Genomic DNA, 25,794 nt, shown 5'->3' with positions numbered 1-25,794 from the left:
CCAGCGACAGGAAGACGTGACGGCCATCCTCCCGGACGACAGCGAGCTCTCCGACGCCTTCAGTGCCGGGGGCGAACCCGCTCTGCGCGCCGCCTACGAGCGCTGGTCGCCACTCGTCCACTCCCTCGCCCTCCGGGCGCTCGCCGACCCGAGCGCGGCCGAGGACGTCACCCAGCAGGTCTTCGTCAAGGCCTGGCGGCACAGTGCGCGGTACGACCCCACGAGGGCCCCGCTCGGCGCCTGGCTCGTCGGCATCACCCGGAACTGCATCACCGACGCCCTGAACGACCGGCAGCGGCACGCCAGCGCCGCCGACCCCGTCGTCGTCGAGGAGACCACCGCCGCCCCCGAACCCGCGTTCGACCTGGCCGAACGCGCGCTCGTCGCCGGCGAGCTCGACCGGCTCGACGAGGTCCCACGGAAGGTCATGCGGTTGGCGTTCTGGGAGGACCTCAGCCATCGTGAGATCGCGGAACGGCTGGACCTGCCCCTCGGCACGGTGAAGAGCCACATCCATCGGAGTCTGGCTCGGCTCCGAACACGTTTGGAGGTGATCGAATGAAGCACGTCGACGACGAGACGCTGGCGATGCTCGCGGTCACCGACACGGTCGCCGACGACGACGTCGCGGCGCACCTGGCCGCATGCGCCGTCTGCCGCGACGCGGTCGCGGAGTTCCAGCGCGTGGCCGCGGTCACGCGGTCGAGCGCGGACCTCGAGCTGGTGGCCCCGCCGGAGCGCGTCTGGGACCGCATCCAGGCCGCGGTCCGCGCCGAGCAGGACGCCGACCGGGAGGCGCGGGCCGACCCCGCCCCGTCGGTCCCCCACGCCGTCGCCCCGGCTCCGGCACCGCGGCCGGCCGGTCCGGCCGACCGACCCGCTGGCGGCCCGCGTGCGGGCCGCGGGACCGCGGTCCGTCGTCGCCGACGCACGATCGCCGGGGTCGTCGCGGCGGGCGTCGGTGTCCTCGCACTCCTCGTGGGCATCGGCGTCGTCACCGGCGTCGTGCCGGGGGCCGGCAGCGGCGAGACCGTCGTCGCGACCACGGACCTCAGTGCGCTCCCGAGCTGGTCCGGCGCCCGCGGCAAAGCGGAGCTCGAGCGCGACCGCGACGGGCGGCTGACCCTCGTCGTCGACGTGCACGGTGACGGCGACCGGAACGGGGACGCCGGGGGCCTCCGCGAGGTCTGGATGATGCAGACCGACCTCAAGGGCCTGGTGAGCGTCGGGTACCTCGACGGGGACCGTGGGCGGTTCCGGGTGCCGGCCGGCATGGACCTCGCGCGCTACCCGGTCGTCGACGTGTCGGCGGAGCCCGACGACGGCAAGCCCGCGCACTCCGGCGACTCGATCGTCCGGGGCACCTTCACGTCCCCGTAGGCTCGCGTGGAGCGTCGACCCTTGGACAACGGTCGGCACCTAAAGTCTCACAGACGGTGTATTCGTGCTGCGCCCTGGAGATTCCTGGGTGTTGCCCCCCGGGTTTTATCTCATGAGCGTGTTACCTTGGCGCCATGTCCGACACCACCACCGTCGTCACGCCGACCCCCGCGGGGACCCCGGCACCGCTCCGCGAGGTCGGCGCCCTGATCCGGGGCGCACGCAAGGGCCGCAGCATGACCCAGGCCCAGCTCGCCGAACGCGTCGGCACCAGCCAGAGCGCGATCAACCGCATCGAGCAGGGTGGGCAGAACCTGTCCCTCGAGATGCTCACCCGCATCAGCGACGCCCTCGACCAGCAGATCGTCTCCATCGGCGGTGCCCCGCAGCGTGCGCACCTCCGCGTGCAGGGCGGTCGGAAGCTCAGCGGGTCGATCGCGGTGAACTCGAGCAAGAACGCCGCCGTCGCCCTGCTCTGCGCCTCGCTGCTGAACCGCGGTGTGACCCGCCTGCACAAGGTCGCACGCATCGTCGAGGTCGACCGCATCATCGACGTGCTCCGCAGCCTCGGCGCCAGCGTCACGTGGTCCGAGGACGGCGAGACCCTCGAGATCGTCGCCCCGTCCGACCTGCACCTCGACGCCATCGACGCCGACGCCGCCCGCCGGACCCGGAGCGTCCTGATGTTCCTCGGCCCGCTCAGCGGCCGCTACGAGTCCTTCCGGCTCCCCTACGCGGGCGGCTGTGACCTCGGGACCCGCACGGTCGAGCCGCACCTCATCGCGCTCCGTCCCTTCGGCGTCGACGTCGAGGCGACCTCCGGCTGGTACGAGGTCGGCGTCGCGAGCCAGCACGTCCCCACGAAGTCCGTCGTGCTCACCGAACGCGGCGACACCGTCACCGAGAACGCGATCCTCGCCGCGGCCGCCCGCGACGGCGAGACCGTCATCCGGAACGCCAGCCCGAACTACATGGTGCAGGACCTCTGCTTCTTCCTCGAGCTCCTCGGCGTCCGCATCGAGGGCATCGGCACGACGACCCTCCGCATCACCGGCAAGAGCCGCATCGACGAGGTCGTGGACTACTGGCCGAGCGAGGACCCGGTCGAGGCGATGAGCCTGCTGACCGCTGGCATCGTCACCGACTCCACGCTCACCGTCACGCGAGCCCCGATCGAGTTCCTCGAGATCGAGCTCGCGACCCTGGCCGAGATGGGCCTGCGCTTCGACGTCTCGCCGGAGTACCCCGCCGCGAACGGCCGCACCCGCCTGGTCGACATCACGGTGCACCCGTCCGAGCTGCACGCGCCGATCGACAAGATCCACGCGATGCCGTTCCCCGGCCTGAACATCGACAACCTGCCGTTCTTCGTCGTCATCGCCGCGATGGCCGAGGGCACGACGCTCGTGCACGACTGGGTCTACGAGGGGCGTGCGATCCACCTGCTCGACCTCACCCGCCTCGGCGCGAGCGTGACCCTGCGCGACCCGCACCGTCTCGACGTGACCGGGCCGACGCACTTCTCCGGCGCCGAGGTCAGCTGCCCGCCGGCGCTGCGCCCCGCGGTGGTCATCCTGCTCGCGATGCTCGCCGCCAAGGGCGAGAGCGTCCTGCGCAACGTGGGCATCATCGCCCGCGGCTACGAGCAGCTGCAGGAGCGGCTCAACTCGCTGGGCGCCTCCATCGAGACGTTCCACGACTGATCGACGCGGGCTGCGGTCACTGACGTGACCGGATGACGAGCTGGAGGCGCGGGGCGGATCCGTCCCGCGCCTCCAGTCCGTCGTCAGCCGCGACCGACGAACGGCATGGCGGTCGGCATCACCGTCAGGTTCGGCACGTTCGTGCCGGCCGGCATGCCGGCCATGTACGCGACCGCACGGCCGGTCTCGGCGATGTCCATCGTCGGTTCGGGGCGCGTCGAGCCGTCCGCCTGGAGCGTGCCGTCCGCGGCGCCGGACCCCATCGTGGTGGCGGCGTTGCCGATGTCGATCTGTCCGCAGGCGATGCCGAAGGGGCGCCCGTCGAGCTGGAGCTGCTTCGTGAGTCCGGCCACCGCGTGCTTGGCGACCGTGTAGGGCGCGGACAGCGGACGCGGTGCGTGCGCGGAGATCGAGCCGTTGTTGATGATGCGGCCACCCTGCGGTGTCTGGGTCCGCATGATCCGGAAGGCCTCGCGGGCGCAGAGGAACGAGCCGGTGAGCGTCACCGACAGCACCGCGTTCCAGGTGTCGAGCGTGAGCTCGTCGAACTGGGTCGCCGGTGCGCCGGTGCCGGCGTTGTTGAAGAGCAGGTCGAGTCGACCGAAGCGCTGCACGGTCTCGTCGAAGAGGCGCCGGACGTCCGCCTCGGTTGAGACGTCGGCGACGATCGGGACGATGCGGGGAGACTGCGCTGCGACCTCGTCGAGCGGCTCGGCGCGCCGACCGGCGACCACGACCGTCCACCCGTCGGCCGCCAGTGCCAGGGCGGCGGAGCGGCCGATGCCGCTCCCGCCCCCGGTGACGATCGCGGTGCGCTCCTGGTGGTCGGTGGTGTCGTCGCTCATGCCCGCACGCTACCGCGGATGGGCCCGTCGACGGCAGGCGTCAGATGTCGAGGACGCCGTCGACCGCGGTGCTGCGGGGCGGGATGTGGCCGGTCGCGATCTCTTCCTCGAGGTACACCGTCACGTAGCCGTGGTCGACGGGACGACCGGTGTCGTCGAACACCCGGTAGCGGCGGCGGAGTCGGAGGAAGGGGACCGCCGTGTGCTCGAACGACACCACGACCTCGGTCGCGGGCCAGTCGCCCTCGACCTCGACGAGGACTTCTCGGTAGTCGCTCCGGGCGCGTCGTGGTCCGTCGACGCCGCGTGACCAGACGATCACCGGATCGGCGAGGTGTGCGAACTCCTCCACGAGCCGGGCGACGCTGCGTGCACGGCCCACGGTGTCCGCGTCCCACCGGGGCCACCGCGTGCCGTCGACGCCCGTGAGGTCGATGCGCTCGATCCACGGGGCGCGACGGGCCTCGCGCTCCTCGACCGACCGCTCCCACTCGGCGTCCGTGGCCTCGGCGTCCCACTCGACCGGATCCTCGACCGGGACCGAGTCGAGGGCGTCGGTGTCGATCGTGACCGGCAGGCCGCCGGACACGTCGACGACGACCTCGCGCGGCCGGTAGACGACGTCCCGGGCGCCGGACGCACGGGGTACGAGGTCCGGACCCGTTCGGTGGAACCGCAGGGTCATCCGGTCACCCTCGACCCTCACGTCCTCGACGAGGTGGTCGACAGCGATGGTCGTGCGGGTGCCGTCCGGCGCGACTCGGACGAGCTCGGTGGGCGGCGTCGGCGACGGCGGGCCCGGCGGTTCCGCTGCGTCGGCGGCGCCGTCACCGTCGGCGGAGTCGTCCTCCGTGTCGCCGAAGCCGATGGACCACTGGTACGCGGTCATGACCCTCGTCCCGTCGTCGTCCGGGTCGTGGTCGGCACCCGCCTCGAGGTCGTCGTCGGGCCAGGGTGCGTCGTCCGCGTCGTCTTCGTCGTCGTCAGGCTCGGTCCAGGCCGCTGGGTCGGGCCAGAACGGGTCGGCCTCTGCCCACTGGAGATCGGAATCGACCAACGCCGCGAGGTCCTCGTCGTCGTCGATCGTCGTGCCAGCCATCCACGTCGATGCATCACGGGGATCGGCGAGCCAGAGGCCTCCGGCTTCCGCTGCGACGACTCTCCGGTCCCCGAGGTCGACGGCGGCGCCGACGCGGTCCGGGTCGAGGTGCACCGCGGTCCGGGTGACCTCGTCGATGCCGTCCGAGGAGTAGACGACCCACACGCCCTCGCCCGTGGGCCAGGCCGCGGCCTCCTCGACGGCCCGGGCGGGCAGCGGAGCGGTCGGCCAGGTCAGCCACCGCACGACCGTTCCCTCCTCGACGACGGCAGCCACGGGACGGTGCAGGTCCGGAACGACCAGCCGGTGCCCGATGGACACGACGTCGAGCGGGAGCAGGTGGTCGGGGTCTTGCGCGTCGGTCACGTGCGTGACGCTACCGGTCACGGGTGGCCGACGGCACCGTCAGCCGCGAGCGGGTTGACTGGGGTGTCGGCCGCATCCGGTCCGACCCCACGAGGAGGAATGCGTGCTCGGACCTGAACTGGTGGTCGTGCTCGGCCTCGCCATCGCGCTGACGGCGGGCATCGCCGACCGCATCCGGGTCGCTCCGCCGGTCCTGCTGCTCGTCTCCGGCGCGCTGCTCGCCCTCGTCCCGGAGTTCGCCGGCGTGCAGCTCCCCGCCGACGCCGTGCTGCTGCTGTTCCTGCCGGCGCTGCTCTACTGGGAGAGCCTGACGACGTCGCTGCGCGAGATCCGCAAGAACCTCCGAGGCATCGTCCTGATGGGCACGCTGCTCGTCGTGGTGACCGCCGGCGCGGTCGCCGTGCTGCTCCACCTGCTCGGCCTGCCGTGGGGGCCCGCCTGGGTGCTCGGCGCCGCCGTCGCACCGACCGACGCCACCGCGGTCGGGGTGCTCACGAAGATGCTCCCGCGACGGAACGTCACGGTGCTGCGTGCCGAGAGCCTCGTGAACGACGGCACCACCCTCGTGGTCTACGGCATCGCGGTCGCGGTGACGGTCGGCACCGAGGAGCTGACCTTCTGGGGTGTCTCCGGCATGCTCGCACTGTCGTACCTCGGCGGCGTCGCCGCGGGTCTGATGGCGGCGTGGCTCGGCACCCAGGTGCTCCGCCGGGTCGACACCGTCGTGCTCGAGAACCTCGTGACGCTGCTCGTGCCCTTCGTCGCGTTCCTCGGCGCCGAGGCGATCGGTGCGTCCGGCGTGCTGGCCGTCGTCGCGGCGGGGATCGTCGTCAGCCAGGTCGGCCCGAAGCTCGACCGTGCCGAGACCCGCCAGCAGGTCCGGGCGTTCTGGTCGTTCCTGACCTTCCTCCTGAACGGCGCGCTCTTCGTCCTCGTGGGCATCGAGGCGATGGTGGCGGCGCGCGCGCTCGACCCGGCCGAACTGCTCCGTGCCACCGGGGTGATCGCCGCGGTGTCGGTGGTCCTCGTGCTCGTGCGGTTCGCCTTCCTCAACGCCGCCGGCGGCACGGTCTGGCTCGTCACCCGACGCTCGGGCGGTGCACCGCGCGAGGGACACCGCGACCGGCTCGTCAGCGGCTTCGCCGGGTTCCGCGGAGCCGTGTCACTCGCGATGGCCGTCGCCGTGCCCCGGACGCTCGAGTCCGGTGGCGCGTTCCCCGACCGGGACCTCATCGTCTTCGTCACCGCCGGGGTGGTCGTCGTCACGATCGTCGGGCAGGCCCTCGTCCTGCCGGCGGTGCTCCGCCGGGCGGCCCTGCCCGAGGACGAGTCAGTGGGCGAGGAGCGTCGGACGGCGGAGCGGACCGCGATCGAGGAGGCCCTCGACGCGCTCCCCCGCCTTGCCCGTGCCACCGGCGCGGACCGGGCCACCGTGGAACGGGTGCGGAAGGACTACGAGGCCCACCTCGACGTCATCCAGGCGCGCGAGGAGTCGGACGACGACCACCCGGCGCTGCAGCGGCACGACACCGCCGTCGCCCTCGAGCTCGAACTCGTCCGGCACAAGGCCGCCACGCTCCTGCGGATGCGGGACGCCGACGAGATCGACGACCTCGTGCTCCGCCAGGTCCGCTCGGGGTACGACGCGGAAGAGGCCCGGCTGAACGGCGCGTCGTCGGGCTGACCCCCGTCCTCTTCCGACGATCTGCGATTCTTGGACGATCCTGATCCCCGGCGCCCGAGGCTGTCGCCATGCACCTCCTCGACGCCGCCTCCCTCCTGCACGCCTTCGGCTCCTGGGTCCTGCTCGGCATCGGCGTGGTCGTGTTCATCGAGTCCGGCGTGCTCTTCCCGTTCCTCCCCGGTGACTCCCTGATCGTCACCGCGGCGATCCTCTCGGGCGGACTCGGCATCACGGCGTGGCAGATCGTCGTCGTCGGGGTGGTCGCGGCGTTCCTCGGCGACCAGGTCGGGTTCTGGATCGGGCGCGGTGCCGGACGCCGGCTGTTCCGAGACGACGCCCGCGTGCTGAAGACCTCGCGGTTGCACGAGGCGGAGTCGTTCTTCGCGCGCTACGGCGCCCTCTCGCTCGTGCTCGGTCGGTTCGTCCCGGTCGTCCGCACGTACGTCCCCCTCGCCGCCGGCACCGCCGACGTGCGCTGGCGCCGCTTCACGCTGTGGAACGCGCTCGGTGGCACGGTGTGGGTCGTCCTCATGACCCTGGTCGGCGTCCTGCTCGGCGGCATCCCGTTCGTGGCGCACAACATCGACGTCCTCGCGCTCGTCATCGTCGTCGTCTCGGTCCTGCCCGTCGTCATCGGCGCGGTCCGCGCGCGGCGCGGCCGCCGGAGCCGTTCCACCACCAGCTGAGCGCCTCGTCCCCCACCCGATCGCGAAGGATCCCCATGCCACGCTCGACCCCCGCCCACGTCGCCACCGTCCGCAACAAGGTCCCGGACCCGACGGCGTCGTTCTGGATCGTCAAGGTCCTCGCGACGACCGTCGGTGAGACGGCCGCCGACCTGATGAGCGAGACGCTCGGACTCGGCCTCCCCCTGACCACGGTCGTGATGGGCGCCGTGCTGGTGCTGTTCCTCGTCCTGCAGTTCCGCGCACGTTCCTACCGTCCGTCGGTCTACTGGGTCACCGTCGTCCTCATCAGCATCGTGGGCACGTGCATCACGGACAACCTCACGGACGGGCTCGGCGTCCCGCTGTGGCTGAGCACGACGGTGTTCGGGGTCGGCCTCGTCGTGGTGTTCCTCGCCTGGCACCGGGTGGAGGGCACGCTGTCCATCCACCGGATCGACACGGTGCGCCGCGAGGCCTTCTACTGGCTCGCGATCCTGTTCACCTTTGCCCTCGGCACCGCCGCGGGCGACCTCATCGGGGAACAGACCGGTATCGGGTACTTCCCGGCACTGCTGCTCTTCGCCGGCGGCATCGCCTTGGTCGCCCTGCTCCGCTTCGGGCTCCGGGTCGACGGGGTCGCGTGCTTCTGGGCAGCGTACGTGCTCACCCGGCCGCTCGGCGCTTCGCTGGGAGACCTGCTCTCGCAGCCGACGTCCGATGGCGGACTGGGCATCGGCACGATCACCACGAGCACGGTGTTCCTCGCCGCGATCCTCGTGGTCGTCGGGGCGACGTCCGTGCGGCTCCGGCGGTCCTCCGCTGCGCTCACCGACGGGTCGGTCGAGGCGGTTCGGCTCCGCCGGTCACCCGCGGCAGACTGAGCACGAACATGGTCCCGCCCGGGCCGGTGGCGCCGACACGGACCGATCCCCCGGCCCGGACGGCGATCTCGCGGACCAGGGCCAGGCCGATCCCGTAGCTCGTCCGACGCTCGGCGGGACCCGCCGCGGGCGTCCCGTGCGCGAAGCGGTCGAAGACCCGGTCCGGGTCGATCCCGGTGATGCCGTCGCCACGGTCCCGCACCGCGATCTCGACGGTCCGTGGCGTCGCCGTGACCCGGACCTCGACGTCGGAACCCGCCGGAGCGTGCCCCACCGCGTTGTCGAGGAGTGCGACGAGAGCTCGGCGGAGCGGCGTCGCGGACATCCGGACCGCCACGTCGACGTCGCCTCCGCCGTCTCCGCGGTGCACGATGCGCACGGCACGCTGCTCGGCGACCACCTGCAGGTCGGCGACCGCACCGTCGACCTCGGCGGACACCGGCGTCGCCGCCGATCCGTCGTCGCCGTCCATCGTCGCGGCCCGCAGCAGGTCGTCCACCACCGCCGCGAGCGACCGCGTGTCCTCGCGGAGGGCGTCGACGATGGGCGTGCGGTCGTCGTCGGCGGACATCCTGCGCTGCAGCTGCTGCACCCGCGCACTCATCACGGTGAGCGGCGTGCGCAGCTCGTGGCTCGCATCGGCGACGAAGGTCCGCTGCAGCCGCAGCGCCTCCCCCAGCGGCACGACCGCACGTCGGGCGACGAACCACGTCGCGAGTCCCGCGAGCAGCACCGCACCGGCGCCGATCACGGCCAGGGCACCGAGCAACGCGTCGCGGTCGACGAAGATCCGCGTGGTGTCCGCCGCGTGCTGCTCGTGCACCTCGGTCGGCGTGGACTGCCAGAGCACGTACGCGAACACGAGGCCGACGATCACCACGACCAGCCCGGCCGACACGAGGGCGACCTGCACACCGATCCGCACCGCCGACCGCCGGACCGCCACGTCGTCCGCGTCACGGGTCACGGTGAACCGATCCGGTAGCCGGTCCCGCGGATCGTCGTGATGAGCTCACGGTCGGTCTTCCGCCGGATGTAGTGCACGTACGTGTCGACCGTGCCCTCGACCTCGCTGTCGCCGAACACGGTCGACAGGATGTGCGCCCGGCTGAACGCCGTCGTCGGTGCCCGGGCCAGGAGCTCCAGCAGGGCGTTCTCACGATCCGTCAACTGGATCCGCCCGGAGTACGGCGAGTACACGGTCGCGGTGTCCGGGTAGAAGGTCCACGCACCGATCGGCAGCGGGTCCCCCTCCGACCGGAAGTCCCGCGTCAGGGCTCGCAACCGCGCGGCGAGCTCCTCGAACTCGAACGGTTTCACCAGGTAGTCGTTCGCTCCGGCGTCGAGCCCGGAGACCCGGTCGCCGAGCGCGCCGAGGGCCGTGAGCATGAGCACCGGGGTCGCGTCGCGTCGACGTCGCAGTCGGGCCACGACCTCGGCACCGTCGATCCCGGGCAGCCGTCGGTCGACGACCATCACCGCGTACATCCGGTCCGCCGCCGCGTCCAGCGCATCCTCGCCGCTCGTCACGAGCGTCACGTCCCAGTCCTCGCCGAGCACGTCCGCCACGAGGGGCCCGAGTCGCGGGTCGTCCTCGACGAGCAGCAACCGGTCCGTCCTCGTCACCGTGCCTCCTCCGGCGCGTCGCGGGTGGCACCGTCCGTCCAGCCTGGCACAGCCGTGGCAGGCTCGACCCGTGAACGAGCCGAGCAGCATCCTGTGGACGCTCGTCGGTGTCGTCGTCCTGGTTTCCCTGGCCACCCTCGTGCTCCTGCTCACGCGCGCTCCGTCGCCGTGGGCGCCGGCGCTCGCGGTCGTGCGCGGCACGGTGCAACTGGCGCTGATCAGCCTGGTCCTCAGCGGCGTGATCCGTGACCCGCTCTGGATCGCCGCGGCGCTCGTGGTGATGTTCGGCGTGGCCACGACGACGGCGGCGCGACGGCTCGGCACGCTGCGGACCCGGCTCCTCCCCGTCGCCCTGGCGATGTCGGCGGGGATCGTCGGTGCGCTCGCGGTCGTGTTCGCCACCGGTGCGATCGCCTTCACACCGCGGTACGTGCTCGCGATCGGGGGCATCGTCATCGGGAACGCCATGACGAGCGCCACGCTCTCCGGGCGACGGTTCGTCGAGCTCGTCGACGACCGGTGGGACGACGTCGAGGGCTGGCTCGCCCTCGGTGCCACCCCGCGGCAGTCGACCGCCGAGCTCGTCCGCCGGGCGGTCCACGCCGCGATGGTGCCGAGCACCGACCAGACGCGCACCACCGGACTGGTCACCCTGCCCGGCGCCTTCGTCGGTGCGATCTTCGGCGGGGTCTCCCCGATCGAGGCCGGACGCTTCCAGATCGTCGTCCTCGCCGCGATCATCGCGGCCGGTGCGGTCGTCGCGACGACGCTGACCCACACCCTGGCGCCGGTCCGGACCCGGCCCCCGCAGCCCGCCTGACAGCGTTTCTCAGAGGATCCTCCGAACGGGCACGCGACCGTCGACGGGTGCGCGCGAACAAGGTCCCGGCCCCCTCCACGTCCTTCTGGTCCGTCAAGGTGCTGACCACGGGCTTCGGCGAGGCCCTGTCCGACTTCCTGGTGCGGCGGTTCGACCCCGTCCCGACGGTGCTGGTCACCGCGGTCGTCTTCGCGGTCGTGCTCGCCGTGCAGCTGACGAGCGTGCGGTCCTCGCCGTGGCGGTACTGGGGTGCCGTGGTGATGGTCGCGGTGTTCGGGACGATGGCCGCCGACGCGGCGCACGTCGCCATCGGCGTGCCGTACTGGGCGTCGACGCTGGTGTTCGCTCTCGCGCTCGTCGTCGTGTTCGTCGGCTGGCGACACACGGCGGGCAGCCTCGACGTGCACCACGTCGACACGCTGCGCCGCGAGCTCTGGTACTGGGCCGCCGTGGCCGTGACCTTCGCGCTCGGCACCGCCGTCGGGGACCTCGTCGCGTCGTCCGCCGGACTCGGGTTCCTCGCCGGCGGCCTGCTCTTCCTGGCTGGGATCGCCGGCGTCGTCGTGGCGCGCGGGCTCCGCATCCTCGGGCCCGTCGCCGCGTTCTGGGCCGCGTACGTGCTCACCCGTCCGCTCGGCGCGTCGTTCGCCGACTGGGTCGCGGTGGCGCCCTCGCGCGGCGGCCTCGGCGCCGGGACCGGACTCGTCTCGGCGGTCCTCGCGATCGTCATCCTGGCGGCCGTGTCCGCACTCGCCTCCGGTCAGCGCCGGGAGATCCGGCCCGGCGGGAAGGCCGCCGTCAGGTCCTGACCCGTCCCGCTGCGCCAGCGGGGCACGCGACGATCGGGACGACCGACGGGAGGCGCGGTGCGGGCCGGCACCGCGCCTCCCGTCCGGCAGGCCCTACGACTCGTCGGTCGCCGCCGGTTCCGACGCGAGCGCCTTCCGACGCTGCGTGACCTGCACCGCGATGGCGACCGGGACCGCGGCGAGGGCGACCGCCCGCAGCCACGGCCGGTCGAACACGTGCCGCGTCGCGTGGTCGAGCGACACCGGGCCGGGACCACCGAGTGCGAACATCGCGGCGGAGAAGCCGAGGAACGCCGGGAACTCGAAGCCGCCGTCCGCGTTGAAGAAGCCGTTGGGCGTGTGGACGCTCGACGCGACACCCATCGTGGTCGCGGCGCCGGCGCCGGCGATCGGGGTGGCGAGACCGAGGGCGAGTGCGGCGCCGGAACCCGCCTCGCCGAGGCCGGCGAGGACGGCGTTGCGGCGACCGGGCCGGAAGCCCATCTGGTGCATGCCTTGGGCGGTGCCCTCGATGCCGCCGCCGCCGAAGGCGCCGAACAGCTTCTGGGAGCCGTGTGAGACGAGGACGGCGCCGAGGGCGATCCGCAGCAGGGTCCTGGCGGTGACGGAGGCGGTGGTGGTGCGCGAGCTCATGCGATCTCCCTGACGTCGGTGTGCGATCGACCGTCGCGGTCGACCACGGTCCAGCAGACGGGACGCCCCGCCGGCCCGAGGTGGACCAGCGGGGCGTCCCGCGGTGTTCGAGGGGTCAGCTGGTGATCCGGCGCCGGCCGCCGACCCGGACGATCACCCCGGCGACGACCGCGCCCACGATCGGGGCGACGATGAACACCCAGAGCTGGGACAGCGGGGTCGCTCCGCCGTAGACGGCAGCGGCGATCGAGCGGGCCGGGTTCACGGACGTGTTGCTGACCGGGATGCTCACGAGGTGGATCAGGGTGAGCGTGAGCCCGATGCCGAGCGGGGCGACCGCCTGGTACTCCCGCTTGGCCGTGATCGACAGGATGACCGCGATGAAGACCCCCGTCAGCACGGCCTCGGTGAGGAAGACCGACCCGAGCCCGTACCCGCCGGGGCTCGCCGAACCGTAGCCGTTCGAGGCGAACCCGCCGTCCCGCGCGGCCTGGAACGCGCCGGACTTGCCCGAGAGCACGGCGGCGAGGATGCTCGTCGCGACGAGCCCGCCGACGACCTGGGACACGATGTAGCCGGCGACGTGCCGCGCGTCGGTGCGTCCGGCGGCGAGCAGCCCGAGGGTGACGGCCGGGTTGAAGTGGCCGCCGGAGATGTGCCCGACGGCGGAGATCCCCGCGACGAGCGTCAGCCCGAACGCCAGGGCGACGCCGAGGTAGCCGACGCCCTGCTGGTTGTCCGTGGCGCTCGGGACGTTCGCGGCGAACAGCGCGGTCCCGACACCGCCGAGGACGAGCAGGAAGGTGCCGAAGAACTCGGACGCGTACCGGGCGAGCGGCGACCAGGTCACGGCGTCCTCACGGCGCTGCTCGGAGGTCGATCCGCTCACCGGTTCGTTGCGTCCGCGGTTTCGGTCGCGGTCGGGTCGGCGCTGAGCCATGAGGGTCTCCTTCGGGTTCGTCTGTCGTCGTGGGTGCACGCGGGGCGTGTCGGTGGACGCCGCTCCCTGCGGCGCGGCCGGGACGGACGCCGCCGGTGGGGTGGACCCAGGATCGGGCCGTTCCGGCGGTCGCCGTCCGCGGATGGGACGGGGCACACCAGACGGTGGTCACGCCGGCGGCGGACTTTCCAGACACGTCCCAGGAAGCCCCGCGACGGCCGGGTTCCTGTCCCCCGGTGCCCGTCCCGCGGCCGTCCGGCGCGCAAAGCGGCCCCGGCGTCGCGCCCGCTGTCCTGTTCCCGCGCGGGTCCGGCCTGCCCCGCCCGGACCCGTACCGTGCCGCGGTCTGCGTGTCGCGGGCCGCGTGCGCGCCGGCGGTTCGCACCGTGCGGGCTCGTTCACCGGGTGCGGGGCTGCCCGCTCGGTGCGGGCTTGTAGCGGAACACCCAGCGGGCAAGCTCGCACGGGGTGACGGACGCTGCACCACGCGGCGCCACGCACCGTCGGTTCGCACGGTGCGAGCTAGTTCACTTGGTGCGGGGCTGCCCGCTCGGTGCGGGCATGTCCACCGGGTGCGGAGGTGCCCGCTCGGTGCGGGCTTGTAGCGGGGCACCCAGCGGGCAAGCTCGCACGGGGTGACGGACGTCGCACCGTGCGGCGCCGCGCACCGGCGGTTCGCACGGTGCGAGCTAGTTCACTTGGTGCGGGGCTGCCCGCTCGGTGCGGGCATGTCCACCGGGTGCGGAGGTGCCCGCTCGGTGCGGGCTTGTAGCGGGGCACCCGGCGGGCAAGCTCGCACGGGGTGACGGACGTCGCACCGTGCGGCGCGGTGTGCCGGCGGTTCGCACCGTGCGGGCTTGTTCACCGGATGCGGGGCTGCCCGCTCGGTGCGGGGTTGTAGCGGGGCACGGGGCGGGCAAGCTCGCACGGGGTGACGGAGGTCGCACCGTGCGGCGCTGTGCGCCGTCGGTTCGCACGGTGCGAGCTTGTCCACCGGGTGCGGCGCTGCCCGCTCGGTGCGGGGTCGTAGCGGCGCACCCAGCGGGCAAGCTCGCACGGAGTGACGGACGTCGCACCGTGCGGCGCGGTGTGCCGGCGGTTCGCACCGTGCGGGCTTGTTCACCGGATGCGGGGCTGCCCGCTCGGTGCGGGGTTGTAGCGAGGCACGGGGCGGGCAAGCTCGCACGGGGTGACGGACGTCGCACCGTGCGGCGCTGCGTCCAGACCCGACGCCCGCCGCCCGCCACCCGACGCCCGACGCCCGCCACCCGCCGCCCGCCACGCGCCACCCGCCACCCGCACGACCAGCGGTCCGGGGCCCGCCGCGCTACAGGTCCTTGAGCCGCCGACCCGTCGCGCCGTCGCTCCACCGCGCGGCCGATCCCCCGTCGAGGGACTCGTGGTGCCCGCCGTGTCCGTGGGCGAGCCCGCAGCGCCAGCGGTCGAAGACGCTCAGGCAGAGGTCGCGGGGCAGTCGGTCCGCGCCGACGCCCGACGGCGCCGCGGAGCGGACCGGATCGGTGGCGTCGGGCACGGGGGTGGTGTTGGTGTCGTCGATCATTCCGTCATGTGGACGTCGTGGGGACCGGATCCGTCACGGATCCGTCGCCGTCCGGTGCACCCGGGCGTGTCCCCGCCGCCCGGTGCAGTGTGGAACGGGACGGCCGTCGGACGGCGGCCGTCGGCGACGATCGGAAGGCGGGGATGGACCACGACGATCCCCTCCTGCGTGCGGAGGACCCCACCCTGGTGGTCCGCGCCGCCGACGGCGACGTCCGCTCGTTCGAGGTGCTCGCGCGTCGACACGGGCCGGTGATGCGCGTGTACGCCGAGCAGATGCTCGGCTCGAACGTCGAGTCGGACGACGTCGTGCAGGAGTCGTTCCTGACCGGGTGGCGTCGACTCTCCGACCTCAACGACCCCGCGCGGTTCCGTCCGTGGATGATGCAGATCGTCACCCGGAAGGCGCTCGACCGGCTCCGTCGGCGCCGCCACCACGACGACGTCGACGGCGCACAGCACCCGACGGACGCCACCAGGCAGCCGGAGCGTATCGTCGAGACGCGGATGCAGCTCGACGCGATGTGGACCGCGTTGGACCGCCTCCCCGCAGACCAGCGGCGGTGCTGGCTCCTCCGCGAGACCGCCGGCTACAGCTACCAGCAGATCGCCGACGAACTCGAACTGCCGGTGTCGACGGTGCGTGGGCTGCTCGCCCGTGCCCGTCGGTTCCTGACCGTGGAGATGGAGGCATGGCGATGAGCGACATCGACGATGTCCCCGTTCCCGAGGACGACCTCGACGGTCACACGATGGAGGAGCTCGCCGACTACCTCGACCGTGGTCGGACCCCACGCGACCCCGCCATCGAGGCGTCTGCGTCCTGCCGGCTCGCGCTGTCGAACATGGCACGCCTGCGGGAGCTCTCGCTCGGTGCCCTGCAGCGCCGGGCGGACGCCGAGCCGGACCGCGAGACCGACTGGATCGACCGTCTGCTCGCGACGATCCGCTCCGAGGTCCGACCGGGACGTGACGTCCCGGTCCCCCACCCCGACCCGAGACTCCGACTCGCGATGACCGAGGCCGCCGTGCGTGGCCTGGTCCGTCGCGCCGGCGACACGATGGGCGGCGTCGTGATGGGCAGCTGCACGCTCGACGGCGAGCTCGGCGACCCCGGAGCCCCGGTGCACGTGCGGGTCACCGCCGGACTGGTCTACGGGGCGCCGGCGGCCGAGACCGCCGACCGGCTCCGGGACAGGATCGCGGCGGCCCTCGCACGGCACACCGCCATGACCGTGGCGTCCATCGACGTCGTGTTCGACGACGTCCACCTGCCCTAGGCACACGACGTGAGCGACGAAGCCCTGTCCCGAGCCCTCACCGACCGGATCCGGAGCGTCCCGGGCGTCACGGGGGTCTACCCGAGCCGGCCACTCGTGCACGCCGCCGCCGAGGCCGTCGCGTCCACCTTCTCGCTGCAGGAACCCGACGTCCTGGTGGACGTGCAGCGCGAGGGCACGACGCTGCGGGTGCACGCGGGCATCGCCGTCGACGACACCCGCCCCGCGACCGAGACGGTACGCGAGGTGGGCGAGCGCGTCCGCGACCTCGTCGACGAGCGGACCGGTGGGCCGGCCGACCTCGTCGAGGTGACGATCCGGCTCGTCGAGGACATCGGGGCGCCCACCGACGACGCCACGGGACCCGACCCGGGCGAGCGCGTGCCGACGGCCGGGTGACGGGGTCGGCGCGCGGTCGCGGACGTGACCAGATGACGGACGGGAGGCGCGGTGCGGGCCCGCACCGCGCCTCCCGTCCGCCTCGTGGTCCGGACGCGACCCGCCGGTCTCAGGCCGCCATCGGCCCGTACCGGCGGTGCCCCTTCACGTCGTAGCGGTCGAGCATCATGAGCTTGTCCCACGCGGCCACGAAGTCGCGGACGAAGCGTTCCTGTCCGTCACGACCCGCGTACGCATCGACGACCGACCGGAGCTGCGCGTTCGACCCGAACACGAGGTCGTGCCGGGACGCCGTCCAACGCTGCTCGCCGGTCGCCTGGACGGTGCCGGCGAACACCGTCTCGGTGTCATCGGTCTTCGTCCAGACGAGATCGGTGTCGGTCAGGTTGACGAACCAGTCGGTCGAGAGCGTGCCGACGCGGTGCGTCAGGACGCCGACGTCGGAGCCATCCCAGTTCGTGCCGAGCACCCGCAGGCCGCCGGTCAGGACGGTCCACTCCGGTGCGGTCAGCGTCAGCAGGTTCGCCCGGTCGAGGAACACCTGCTCGAGCGCGACGCCGGGGGCGAACTGCTCGAACCGCTCGGACCGGAAGTTCCGGAAGCCGTCCGCGATCGGCCGGAGCCACTCGAACATCTCGATGTCGGTGAGCTCCTGCGTGGTGTCCACCCGACCCGGCGTGAACGGCACGGTGACCTCGACGCCGGCGGCGCGGGCGGCGTCCTCGACCCCGACGCACCCGGCGAGCACGACGAGGTCCGCGAGGGACACGGCGGGGTGCTGTGCGCGGATGCGCTGCAGCGCCTCCACCACGGGCACCGTGCGGCCGTTGACCGCCCAGTCCTTCTGCGGGGACAGGGCGATCCGGCCGCCGTTCGCGCCGCCGCGCTTGTCGCTGTCGCGGTAGGTCGACGCCGCCGAGTAGGCGGTGAACACGAGGTCGGACGCGTCGATCCCCGCGTCGCGGACGGCAGCCTTGAGCGTCGCCACGTCGGCGTCGGTCAGGGGTGCGCCCTCCGCGTCGGGGAGCGGGTCCTGCCAGAGCAGCTCGTCCTCGATCGTCACCTCGGGGCCGAGGTAGCGGTGCTTCGGCCCCATGTCGCGGTGCGTCAGCTTGTACCAGGCCTTCGAGAACGCGGTCGTGAAGAGGTCGAAGTCGGCGAGGAAGCGCTCACAGACCTTCCGGTACTCCGGGTCGACCTTGAGGGCGATGTCCGAGGTCATCATCATGAGCGGGTGCTCCTGCCCGGCGACGTGCGCGTCGGGCGTCTTCGGCGCGTCGGGGTCCTTCGGCGTCCACTGCAGGGCGCCGGCCGGGCTCCGGGTCTGCTCCCACTCGTGGCCGAACAGGTTCTCCAGGTAGCTGTTGTCCCAGCGCGTCGGGTCCTGCGTCCAGCTGCCCTCGATGCCGTTCGTCGACGTGAACTCGGCGTTGCCGGTCCCGCGCGGGTTGTGCCAGCCGAGGCCCATCGACTCGATGGGCGCGAGCTCGGGCGACGGGCCGATCTCGGTCGCCGGGACCTGCCCGTGGCTCTTGCCGAACGCGTGGCCGCCCGCGATGAGCGCCACGGTCTCCTCGTCGTTCATCGCCATGCGGGTGAAGGTGGTGCGGATGTCGCGTGCGGACCCGAGCGGGTCGCCGTTCGCGTACGGGCCCTCGGGGTTCACGTAGATGAGCGCCTGGTGCGAGGCCGCGAGCGGGCTCTGCAGGTCGTAGTCGGCGTCGCCGTTCTCGCCGTGCCACCGCTCGTCGCGCGAGACCATCTCGTCCATGCTGTGCACGTCGTGCGGGTTCCACACCTCGGGGCCCCACCACGTGCCGTCGTCCGGCTCCCAGGCGTCGAGCCGGCCGCCGCCGAAGCCGTACGTCGGCAGGCCCATGAGCTCGAGCGAGCAGTTGCCGGTCAGGACCATGAGGTCGGCCCAGGACAGCGCGTTGCCGTACTTGTGCTTGATCGGCTGCAGCAGGCGTCGGGACTTGTCGGTGTTGCCGTTGTCCCACCAGCTCCCGATCGGCGCGAACCGCTGCATCGCGGTCCCGGCGCCACCACGACCGTCGGCGATCCGGTACGTGCCGGCTGCGTGCCAGGCCATCCGGATCATCTGCGGGCCGTAGTTGCCGTAGTCGGCCGGCCACCAGTCGACGCTCGTCGTGAGCAGCGATTTGATGTCGCGCTTCAGCTCCTCGAGGTCGATCGTGGCGAACGCCGCCGCGTAGTCGAAGTCGGCCCCCAGCGGGTCGGCGTCGACGCCGTTCCGGTGCAGCAGCTCGACGCGGAGCCGCTGGGGGTACCAGTGCTCGAGCGTCGGCGCCTGGCCGAAGGCCCCACCGAGGTGGTCGCCGCCGGCCGGCAGGGATCCCCCCATGTGGTACGTGCAGGTGTCGGTTCCGTCAGTGCTCACTGCTGCTCCTCATCGCGCGGTGGACGCACCGGCCCCCGTCGGCGGTGCGTGCCCGCCACGATGCGCTCGCCGCCTGGGAGATGCCGAACCGGGGTGCGCTTCGCGATTCGAATCCTCGAACGAACCGCCCGTCACGGCGCGGTGGTGGTCGGCTCGGTGCCGGTCGGCGCGGTGGCGGTCGGCTCGGTGCTGGTCGGCGCGGTGGCGGTCGGCTCGGTGCTGGTCGGCGTCGTGGCGGTGGGCTGCTCCGCGCCGTGGACCGCACGCCGGGCGCCCGGTGTGGCCCAGACCCGACCGTCGGCGCCGAACGCCAGCACGTCGACGCCGCCGTCGCTCGTCACCCGGCGGAGGTCGTCCTCGTCCCCCGCGACGATCGCGGTCGCGAGGACGTCCGCGGTGACGATGTCGTCGGCGACGACGGTCGCCTGGACGAACGTCGTGGCGGTCCGACGCCAGATGTGCTCGCCGCGCTCGGCGGTCCCCGAGGTCGCCACGGCCCGACGGGGTGCGTCGAGCCGGACGACGCCGACGACGGTGTCCCGGTGCGCCGGGTCGACGACGCCGACGCTCCAGGGCTCGTCGCCCCGGTGGTGACCGCGGACGAGCACGTCGCCGCCGGCACTGATCATCCAGTCGGCACAGCCGGCTGCGTCGAGGACGTCCCCGGCGCCGCGGATCGCGAGGGCCTTGACGACCCCGGACAGGTCGATGACGCCGTCCGGTCGGTGCGGGGTGAACGCTCCCCCGGTCCGCTCCCGCCACTCGAGCGCGAGGGCGTAGACGTCCCGCACCTCGGCGGGTGCGTCGGCGAGGCGGAGCGACCCCGCCGCGATCCGACTGAGCACCGACGATGGGTCGTAGAGGCTGTACCGGTGGTCGTGGCCGGCGAACACCGCACGGACCTCGGACGCGGCCTCCGGGGTGGCGCCGCGCAGGCTCACGACCGTCCCCATCGTCTCGAAGGTGGTGACGCCGGTCACAGCCCGGCCTTGTCGATCGCGGACTGGAGCGACGTCGTGTAGCCCTCACTGGTGAAGGTCGCACCGCTGACGGACTGGATCTTCGCGGACTGCGCCTGCAGCGCCTCCTGGCGGAGGATCGGGGCGGCCTGCGCGCTGATCTGCACGGAGCGACCGCCCTGGTCGGTCAGCTGCAGCGCGGTGACGTCGGTGATCTTCCCGTTCGCGACGGTGATCTGCACCTGCACGGGACCGTACTGCGTCTGGGTCGTGTCGCCGGCGAAGGTCCCGGAGGCGGAGGAGCCGCCCGAGGTGCCGGTGCCCGAGGTGCCGGAGCCGGAGGTGCCGGAGCCGGAGGTGCCGGAGCCGGAGGTGCCGGTCCCGGAGGTGCCGGAGCCGGAGGTGCCGGTCCCGGTGCTGCTCCCGCCGCTCGCCCCGCCGGTGGTGGCGGAGCCGCTCGTGCCGGTGCCGGTGCCGGCCGTCGTGCTCTGCTGTACCGGGGCGGTGACCGCGGGCTGGCCGCCGAGCTGCCAGCCGATGACGAGGACGGCGACGGACGACACGACCCCGCCGGCGACGACGCGGGCCCTCACGACTCGAACCGTTCGTGGTGGATCTGGTGCTCCGGGACGCCGGCGAGCCGTGCCTCGCGGACGACGAGGTCGGACCAGGCGCGCGGGCCGCACACGTACAGGTCGGAGTCGAGCAGGTCCGGGAAGACGGACCGGAGCGAGACCCCGCGGCGCACGTCCTCCTCGGTCATCCAGCTCTCGCGGGAGTGCGCCCGGCGGCCGACCATCGTGTACAGCCGGCTGCCCGTCGCAGCGGCGAGGTCGGCGGTCTCCCGCCAGAGGTACTGCTGGTCGGCGTCCGTCCCGCGCAGCAGCACGGTGGCCTCGCCCGGGCGGAGGTCGGTGTCCTCGAGCAGCGACCGCACGGGGGTGATCCCGATGCCCGACGCGACGAGCGCCAGGTACGGGGCCGTGCGCGCCCGGCTCGTGAACAGCCCGTACGGCCCCTCGAGGGAGACGAACGCCCCCGGGGTGATCCGGCCGAGCCGTGCGGAGCCGGCACCGAGGTCGCGCACGGTGATCCGGGCGCGGTCACGACCGGGGACCGCGGAGAACGACACCGGGTGGGCGTGCCACCAGGTCCGGGCGGTCCAGAACCGCCAGACCCCGTACTGGCCGCCCTCGGCGCCGAGTCGGTCGAGGTCACGGCCCGCGAGGTGGATCGACACGACCCCCGGCGCGATGGCCTCGACCCCGACCACGCGGATGCGGTGGCGGAACGTCACGACGACCGGAAGGGCGAACCGGTATACGGCGATCAGTCCGAGCGCCACGATGTACAGCGCGATCCAGTAGACGCGCTGCCACGTGCCCTGGGCGAGGACGCTGCCGACGCTGAGCATGTGCGGCAGCGCGACGAGCACCGCCGCGTAGCTGAGCAGGTGGATGACGTGCCAGGCCTCGTAGGGCAGGCGACGTCGGACGGCGACGAGGGACGAGACGACCACGGCGACGAACAGTCCGAGTCCCAGGTAGGCCAGGGGCATGTCGGGCGTGGAGAAGAGCGCGATCGTCTCGGCGATCGGTCCGGTGCCCGCCGAGGCGCCGTACCCGAGCGTCAGGAACGCACCGTGCGCGAGCAGCAGGTACAGCACGGGCTTCCCGAGCGACCGGTGGACCGCGATCGCGTTGTCCTGCCCGAAGGTCCGGTCGATGAGCGGGACCCGCGCGGCGAGGACGAGCATCACGAGCACGAGGTCGGTCGCGACCAGACCGGCGACGATCCCGGCGTCGGTGAGCCACCCGCCGATGCCGACGACCGTGTGGGATCCGGGCGACACGAGCCAGAGCAGGACGGCCACCGCGGCGGACACCCAGGCGAGGATCCCGAGCATGTCGGTCAGCGCGCCCCGGCGACGTCCGGCGCGGCGACGGCGACGTGCCGCGACCGCGAGCGGCTCGGCCGGCGGCACGGTGCCACGTCGGCAGCCGCCTCCGGAGGGACCGGGGGCGGGGCGGGCGGTGGGGCGAGCGGTGTCGATCATCGTCTCGGTCCTCTCCAGCAGGTGTTCGGGTGCTCCACAGCATCGGCAGCGGGACTGTGGAGGAACCCGGAACGGACCGTCCGCTTCGTTCGAGACTTCGAGTGATCCGGCACGGCCGCCGGGCGGCGGGGCTCGGATGCCCGTCGGGGGGCACGGTCGTCCGTCGGCCGCGCACCGCGGCGACGACCGGCTCAGACCGCGGGGACGCTGACCGTGGCGACGGCACCGCCGTGCGCGCCGTTCCGGAGCGACGCCGACCCGCCTGCGCGCTCGGCGATCCCGCGGACGAGCGCGAGTCCGAGCCCGCTGCCGCCGAGCACCGCGCGCCGGGCGCTGTCCGCCCGGGCGAACCGCTCGAACGCCTGGGGCAGGAAGTCCTCGGGCACCCCGCGGCCGTCGTCGACGACGGTCAGCTCGAGGGTCCGCGCGGCGTCCTGGGTGAGGGTCACGCGGATCACGCCGCCCTCCTCCCCCGCTGCGACGGCGTTCGCGACGAGGTTGTCGACGATCCGGGCGAACGCGGCCGTCTCGAGGGCGTACCGCTCGTCGGGCGCGTCGAGCGTCACCTGGAAGTCGATGTCGCGGTCGACGGCACCCCCGAGGGCACGGACACGGTCGATCGCTCCCATGAGTTCGGTCACGAGCGCGGACCCCGGTGTCGAGGGTGCCGGTCCGGCCTCGTCCAGTCGGCTCAGCCCGAGCATCGTGTTCGCGAGCGCGACCAGCCGCGCGGCGTCCCCCTCGGCCTGGCGCAGCTCGCGCTCGAGCGCCTCGGCGTCCCCGGCGGACCGGTGCGCCAGCTCGAGCCGGGCGGTGAGGGCCGCGAGCGGTGTCCGGAGCTCGTGACTGGCATCGGACACCATGCGGCGTTCCCGCTCGGCGTGTTCGCGCTGGCGGTCGATGAACGCGTTGAGGGTCCGTGCGAGCGCGGCGAGCTCGTCGTCCGAGGTCCCGACGGGCAGGTGCCCGGCCGCGGCGCCGGCGCTCAGCTCCTCGGCCGTCCGACGCATCCGGCCGACCGGCCGGAGCGCCAGGGTCGAGAGCAGCCAGGCGGTCGCGGCGAAGGCGAGGAGCGCCAGGACGGTCCCGACGGCGAGGGAGCGGTCGACGCGTTCCACGGTCTCGTGCCCGGCGCGGCCGTCGTGCGCGGCCCAGACGACCGAGGTCCCGGCGTCGCTCCGGACCGGGATCCCCACGACCGTGACCGACCGGTGTCCGGTGTGCAGGCGGAGCGTGACGTCGTCGTCGGGCGCTGCGGTCGGCAGCGACCGTCGGACGTCCCGCGGGAGCGAGTCGACCACCCATCGACCCGACGCGTCCCGGATCCCCACCATCACGTCCTCGGCGGGTCGGTCCGGGGGCTCGCCGGGGTTGTTCCGCAGGTCGGAGACGAACGGTGCGGCGTCGCCGGCGGCGAGGGACTCGTCGGTCGCCAGCGTCGCCCGCTCGATCTGGACGTGCAGCACCACCGCGACGCCGGACAACACGACCGCGCCGACCAGCAGGCTGCCGAGCGTGATGCGGGCCCGGATCGAGAGGCGACGGAGGGCCCTCATGCGGCCGGCACGACCTCGAGCGCGTACCCGACCCCACGCACGGTCCGGATCACCACGTCGGCGTCCGCCGCCTGCAGCTTCTTCCGGACGTAGCTGACGTACTGGTCGACGATCGTCGGGTCGAAGTGCTCGGCGCTCCCCCAGACCTCCTCGAGCACCTCGGCCCGGGTGCGCGGCGCCGGGGCACCCTGGATGAGGAACCGCAGCAACGAGAACTCCTTGACGCTGAGCGGCAGGTCCCGACCCCGCACCGACGCCCGGACCGCGACGGTGTCGAGCCGCACGCCCCCGGCCTCGACCACGGTCGCCGAGCCGGCTGCCCGTCGTCGCAGGTGCGCCCGGATCCGTGCGTTTAGCTCGGCGATCGCGAACGGCTTGGTGAGGTAGTCGTCGGCGCCGGAGTCGAGTCCGAACACGCGGTCGTCCACCGCGTCGCGGGCGGTCACGAGGACGACCGGGAAGTCCTGGCCCATCTCGCGGAGCCGCCGGCACACCTCGAACCCGGTCATCTCGGGGAGCATGACGTCGATCGCGGCGGCGTCGAACGACTGCCCGCGCGCCTGGACGAGCGCGGCGACGCCGTCCGACACCACGGTGACCTCGTGCCCCTCGCCGACGAGCCCGCGTTCGACGAGCGCGCCCATCTCCGGGTCGTCCTCGACCACCAGGATCCTCGCCACGTCACACCACCCCGCTCGTGCCGAGGAGGGATCCGATGACGAACGTCGCCGCGAGGGCAAGTGCACCACCGACGACCACGCGGACGGTGGCGCGCGGCATCGAGCCTCCCCCGATCCTCGCACCCGTCGCACCCGTGAGTGCCAGGGCGAGCAGGACGACGACGAACGTCACCGGGACCCGGACGGACTCGGGTGGCAGCAGGATCGCGAGCAGCGGCAGCACCGCGCCGATCGAGAACGCGGCCGCTGACGCGAACGCCGCGTGCCACGGGCTCACCACCTCGTCCTCGTCGATCCCGAGTTCGGTCGTCAGGTGCGCCCGCAGGGCGTCCCGGTCCGTCAGCTCGGCGGCGACGGCCTCGGCGGTCTCGCGCCGGAGTCCACGGGCCTCCCACAGCTGCGTGAGTTCCTCGAGCTCGGCTCCCGGGTCCTCGCGCAGCTCCCGCCGTTCCTGTTCGATGAGTGCCCGTTGGCTGTCCTTCTGACTGCTCACCGAGACGTACTCGCCGAGCGCCATCGAGACCGCGCCGCCCACGAGCGCAGCGATCCCGGCGGTCGCGATCGCCGGGACCGAGGTCGACGCGCCCGCGACCCCGACGACGATCGACGCCGTGGAGACGATGCCGTCGTTCGCGCCGAGCACCCCGGCGCGGAGCCAGTTCAGTCGTGCCGCGAGGTCGCCGGTGTGCGCCTCACCGGCGTGCGGTCCAGGAGTGGTCATGCGCCCAGCGAACCAGGTCCGCGCGCAGCGTTCGTGTGAGGTTTCGAGTGATCCCGGGACGCGCCACGCGGACGACGACCGTGACGCGGTGCGCGGCGTCCTGTTGTCTGAGCGCACCGCGCCGTCTCGAGGACGGCGCACGACGTGAAAGGCCGTCATGGACTGGCAGTTCGGCGGGATCCCGCTCCACCCCCTCTTCGTCCACCTCACCTCGGTCGCGGTCCCGGTCGCGGCCCTCACGGCGATCGCGGTGGCGGTCTGGCCCGCGGCCAGGCGGTGGCTCGCGGTCGGTGCACCGATCATCGGGCTCGTCGCGCTCGTGTCCGTCCCGCTCGCGACGTCGTCGGGCGAGTGGCTGGAGCACCACGAGAAGGAGACGGCGCTGCTCGAACGGCACACCGAGCTCGCCGACGGCATGCTGCCGTGGTCGATCGCCGTCTTCGCGCTCCTCGTGCTCTGGTGGGGCTGGCACCGCTTCGGCGCAGCCCGCGTGGACAGCCGCGGTGTCGTGCGCGCCGTCGCCGTGATCGGCCCGGTGCTGCTCGTCGCGGTCGCCTTCGTCTCGATCGTCGAGGTCGTGATCATCGGGCACGCCGGCGCCGAGTCGGTCTGGAAGGGCTGAGCGCGGTCCCCGTGACGCCGCCCGGCCGGGACGGCGCCCAGCGACCGGACACGCACCGGCGGTGGACGGGAGGCGCGGGGCGGGCCCGCACCGCGCCTCCCGTCCA

General features: G+C 73.1%; 26 protein-coding genes. 12 read left to right on the top strand and 14 right to left on the bottom strand.

From position 1 onward, the window contains the following. Positions 1–16 precede the first annotated feature (16 nt). The 3 genes from ACQXVK_RS07360 (at position 17) to ACQXVK_RS07350 (ending at position 3,083) form a co-directional block, all read left to right on the top strand. A complete protein-coding gene (locus tag ACQXVK_RS07360) occupies positions 17–562 on the top strand; it encodes an RNA polymerase sigma factor (protein ID WP_416394168.1) in 546 nt (181 codons plus the stop codon). Then, positions 559–1,380 carry an anti-sigma factor gene (locus tag ACQXVK_RS07355; RefSeq protein WP_430853158.1) on the top strand — a complete coding sequence of 274 codons (822 nt, stop codon included), beginning with the start codon at positions 559–561 and terminating at the stop codon, positions 1,378–1,380. The genes ACQXVK_RS07360 and ACQXVK_RS07355 overlap by 4 nt, the downstream gene beginning before the upstream one ends. A gap of 134 nt (positions 1,381–1,514) precedes the next feature. Then, positions 1,515–3,083 carry a helix-turn-helix domain-containing protein gene (locus ACQXVK_RS07350; protein ID WP_402262706.1) on the top strand — a complete coding sequence of 523 codons (1,569 nt, stop codon included), beginning with the start codon at positions 1,515–1,517 and terminating at the stop codon, positions 3,081–3,083. An 83-nt stretch (positions 3,084–3,166) separates the two neighbouring features. On the opposite strand, the gene ACQXVK_RS07345 is transcribed toward ACQXVK_RS07350, so the two are convergent. Further along, positions 3,167–3,928, bottom strand: coding sequence for an SDR family oxidoreductase (locus ACQXVK_RS07345; protein ID WP_430853157.1), 762 nt, complete (start codon positions 3,926–3,928; stop codon positions 3,167–3,169). A 40-nt stretch (positions 3,929–3,968) separates the two neighbouring features. Next, positions 3,969–5,393 (bottom strand): hypothetical protein, encoded by a 1,425-nt coding sequence (locus tag ACQXVK_RS07340; protein WP_430853156.1) that lies wholly within the window; start codon positions 5,391–5,393, stop codon positions 3,969–3,971. Between the two features lie 103 nt (positions 5,394–5,496). On the opposite strand from ACQXVK_RS07340, the gene ACQXVK_RS07335 reads away from it, so the two are divergent. The 3 genes from ACQXVK_RS07335 (at position 5,497) to ACQXVK_RS07325 (ending at position 8,626) form a co-directional block, all read left to right on the top strand. After that, on the top strand, positions 5,497–7,077 hold the full coding sequence (locus ACQXVK_RS07335) for a Na+/H+ antiporter (RefSeq protein ID WP_430853155.1): 1,581 nt from the start codon (positions 5,497–5,499) through the stop codon (positions 7,075–7,077). Between the two features lie 68 nt (positions 7,078–7,145). Beyond that, positions 7,146–7,763: a DedA family protein gene (locus ACQXVK_RS07330; protein WP_430853154.1), complete on the top strand. Its 618-nt coding sequence runs from the start codon at positions 7,146–7,148 to the stop codon at positions 7,761–7,763. Between the two features lie 35 nt (positions 7,764–7,798). Further along, positions 7,799–8,626, top strand: coding sequence for a COG4705 family protein (locus ACQXVK_RS07325; RefSeq protein WP_022905524.1), 828 nt, complete (start codon positions 7,799–7,801; stop codon positions 8,624–8,626). On the opposite strand, the gene ACQXVK_RS07320 is transcribed toward ACQXVK_RS07325, so the two are convergent. Together ACQXVK_RS07320 and ACQXVK_RS07315 are read right to left on the bottom strand one after the other, a co-directional pair. Next, positions 8,571–9,593: a sensor histidine kinase gene (locus ACQXVK_RS07320; RefSeq protein ID WP_430853153.1), complete on the bottom strand. Its 1,023-nt coding sequence runs from the start codon at positions 9,591–9,593 to the stop codon at positions 8,571–8,573. The two genes, ACQXVK_RS07325 and ACQXVK_RS07320, sit on opposite strands and share 56 nt — an antisense overlap. Continuing rightward, entirely contained in the window at positions 9,590–10,252 is a 663-nt protein-coding gene (locus ACQXVK_RS07315; RefSeq protein WP_022905526.1) for a response regulator transcription factor, read from the bottom strand. Before ACQXVK_RS07315 ends, ACQXVK_RS07320 begins: the two co-directional genes overlap by 4 nt. 70 nt (positions 10,253–10,322) lie before the next feature. Between ACQXVK_RS07315 and ACQXVK_RS07310 the strand changes: the two genes are divergently transcribed. Continuing rightward, positions 10,323–11,072 (top strand): ABC transporter permease, encoded by a 750-nt coding sequence (locus ACQXVK_RS07310; protein WP_430853152.1) that lies wholly within the window; start codon positions 10,323–10,325, stop codon positions 11,070–11,072. Positions 11,073–11,119: 47 nt separating this feature from the next. Then, positions 11,120–11,881: a COG4705 family protein gene (locus ACQXVK_RS07305; protein ID WP_430853151.1), complete on the top strand. Its 762-nt coding sequence runs from the start codon at positions 11,120–11,122 to the stop codon at positions 11,879–11,881. Between the two features lie 93 nt (positions 11,882–11,974). Here ACQXVK_RS07305 and ACQXVK_RS07300 read toward each other — a convergent pair whose 3' ends face one another. The 3 genes from ACQXVK_RS07300 to ACQXVK_RS07290 form a co-directional block, all read right to left on the bottom strand. Beyond that, positions 11,975–12,514, bottom strand: a complete 540-nt coding sequence (locus ACQXVK_RS07300) for a DoxX family protein (RefSeq protein ID WP_430853150.1) — start codon at positions 12,512–12,514, stop codon at positions 11,975–11,977. A 115-nt stretch (positions 12,515–12,629) separates the two neighbouring features. Continuing rightward, positions 12,630–13,403 (bottom strand): aquaporin Z, encoded by a 774-nt coding sequence (gene aqpZ / locus ACQXVK_RS07295; RefSeq protein WP_402262685.1) that lies wholly within the window; start codon positions 13,401–13,403, stop codon positions 12,630–12,632. A 1,378-nt stretch (positions 13,404–14,781) separates the two neighbouring features. Next, on the bottom strand, positions 14,782–15,015 hold the full coding sequence (locus tag ACQXVK_RS07290; RefSeq protein WP_022905533.1) for a hypothetical protein: 234 nt from the start codon (positions 15,013–15,015) through the stop codon (positions 14,782–14,784). A gap of 143 nt (positions 15,016–15,158) precedes the next feature. On the opposite strand from ACQXVK_RS07290, the gene ACQXVK_RS07285 reads away from it, so the two are divergent. From ACQXVK_RS07285 to ACQXVK_RS07275, 3 genes are read left to right on the top strand one after another with little or no spacing between them, the layout of a single operon-like run. Continuing rightward, positions 15,159–15,716: an RNA polymerase sigma factor gene (locus tag ACQXVK_RS07285; protein WP_031261095.1), complete on the top strand. Its 558-nt coding sequence runs from the start codon at positions 15,159–15,161 to the stop codon at positions 15,714–15,716. Further along, positions 15,713–16,294, top strand: a complete 582-nt coding sequence (locus ACQXVK_RS07280; protein ID WP_031261097.1) for an Asp23/Gls24 family envelope stress response protein — start codon at positions 15,713–15,715, stop codon at positions 16,292–16,294. The genes ACQXVK_RS07285 and ACQXVK_RS07280 overlap by 4 nt, the downstream gene beginning before the upstream one ends. A gap of 9 nt (positions 16,295–16,303) precedes the next feature. Continuing rightward, complete coding sequence (locus ACQXVK_RS07275; RefSeq protein WP_402262678.1) at positions 16,304–16,693, top strand: hypothetical protein; 390 nt, start codon at positions 16,304–16,306, stop codon at positions 16,691–16,693. Positions 16,694–16,802: 109 nt separating this feature from the next. On the opposite strand, the gene katG is transcribed toward ACQXVK_RS07275, so the two are convergent. From katG to ACQXVK_RS07240, 7 genes are all read right to left on the bottom strand, one after another. Beyond that, positions 16,803–19,094: a catalase/peroxidase HPI gene (gene katG / locus ACQXVK_RS07270; RefSeq protein ID WP_430853149.1), complete on the bottom strand. Its 2,292-nt coding sequence runs from the start codon at positions 19,092–19,094 to the stop codon at positions 16,803–16,805. Between the two features lie 131 nt (positions 19,095–19,225). Then, the gene (locus ACQXVK_RS07265) at positions 19,226–20,074 is read right to left on the bottom strand and encodes an FAD:protein FMN transferase (protein ID WP_430853148.1); all 849 of its coding nucleotides are present in this window, start codon (positions 20,072–20,074) and stop codon (positions 19,226–19,228) included. Further along, positions 20,071–20,646: an FMN-binding protein gene (locus ACQXVK_RS07260; RefSeq protein ID WP_430853147.1), complete on the bottom strand. Its 576-nt coding sequence runs from the start codon at positions 20,644–20,646 to the stop codon at positions 20,071–20,073. The genes ACQXVK_RS07265 and ACQXVK_RS07260 overlap by 4 nt, the downstream gene beginning before the upstream one ends. Then, on the bottom strand, positions 20,643–22,109 hold the full coding sequence (locus tag ACQXVK_RS07255; RefSeq protein WP_430853146.1) for a ferredoxin reductase family protein: 1,467 nt from the start codon (positions 22,107–22,109) through the stop codon (positions 20,643–20,645). Before ACQXVK_RS07255 ends, ACQXVK_RS07260 begins: the two co-directional genes overlap by 4 nt. A gap of 191 nt (positions 22,110–22,300) precedes the next feature. Continuing rightward, entirely contained in the window at positions 22,301–23,665 is a 1,365-nt protein-coding gene (locus ACQXVK_RS07250) for a sensor histidine kinase (protein ID WP_430853145.1), read from the bottom strand. Next, a complete protein-coding gene (locus tag ACQXVK_RS07245) occupies positions 23,662–24,345 on the bottom strand; it encodes a response regulator transcription factor (protein ID WP_430853144.1) in 684 nt (227 codons plus the stop codon). Before ACQXVK_RS07245 ends, ACQXVK_RS07250 begins: the two co-directional genes overlap by 4 nt. Before the next feature lies 1 nt (position 24,346). Continuing rightward, the gene (locus ACQXVK_RS07240; RefSeq protein WP_402262658.1) at positions 24,347–25,066 is read right to left on the bottom strand and encodes a VIT1/CCC1 transporter family protein; all 720 of its coding nucleotides are present in this window, start codon (positions 25,064–25,066) and stop codon (positions 24,347–24,349) included. A 157-nt stretch (positions 25,067–25,223) separates the two neighbouring features. Here ACQXVK_RS07240 and ACQXVK_RS07235 point away from each other — a divergent pair, with 157 nt between their 5' ends. Next, positions 25,224–25,688, top strand: coding sequence for a DUF2231 domain-containing protein (locus tag ACQXVK_RS07235; RefSeq protein WP_430853143.1), 465 nt, complete (start codon positions 25,224–25,226; stop codon positions 25,686–25,688). Positions 25,689–25,794: the final 106 nt, after the last annotated feature.

This window comes from Curtobacterium sp. AB451 (assembly GCF_050585845.1).
Lineage (GTDB): Bacteria > Actinomycetota > Actinomycetes > Actinomycetales > Microbacteriaceae > Curtobacterium.
This window is presented reverse-complemented; position numbering and strand designations above follow the sequence as displayed.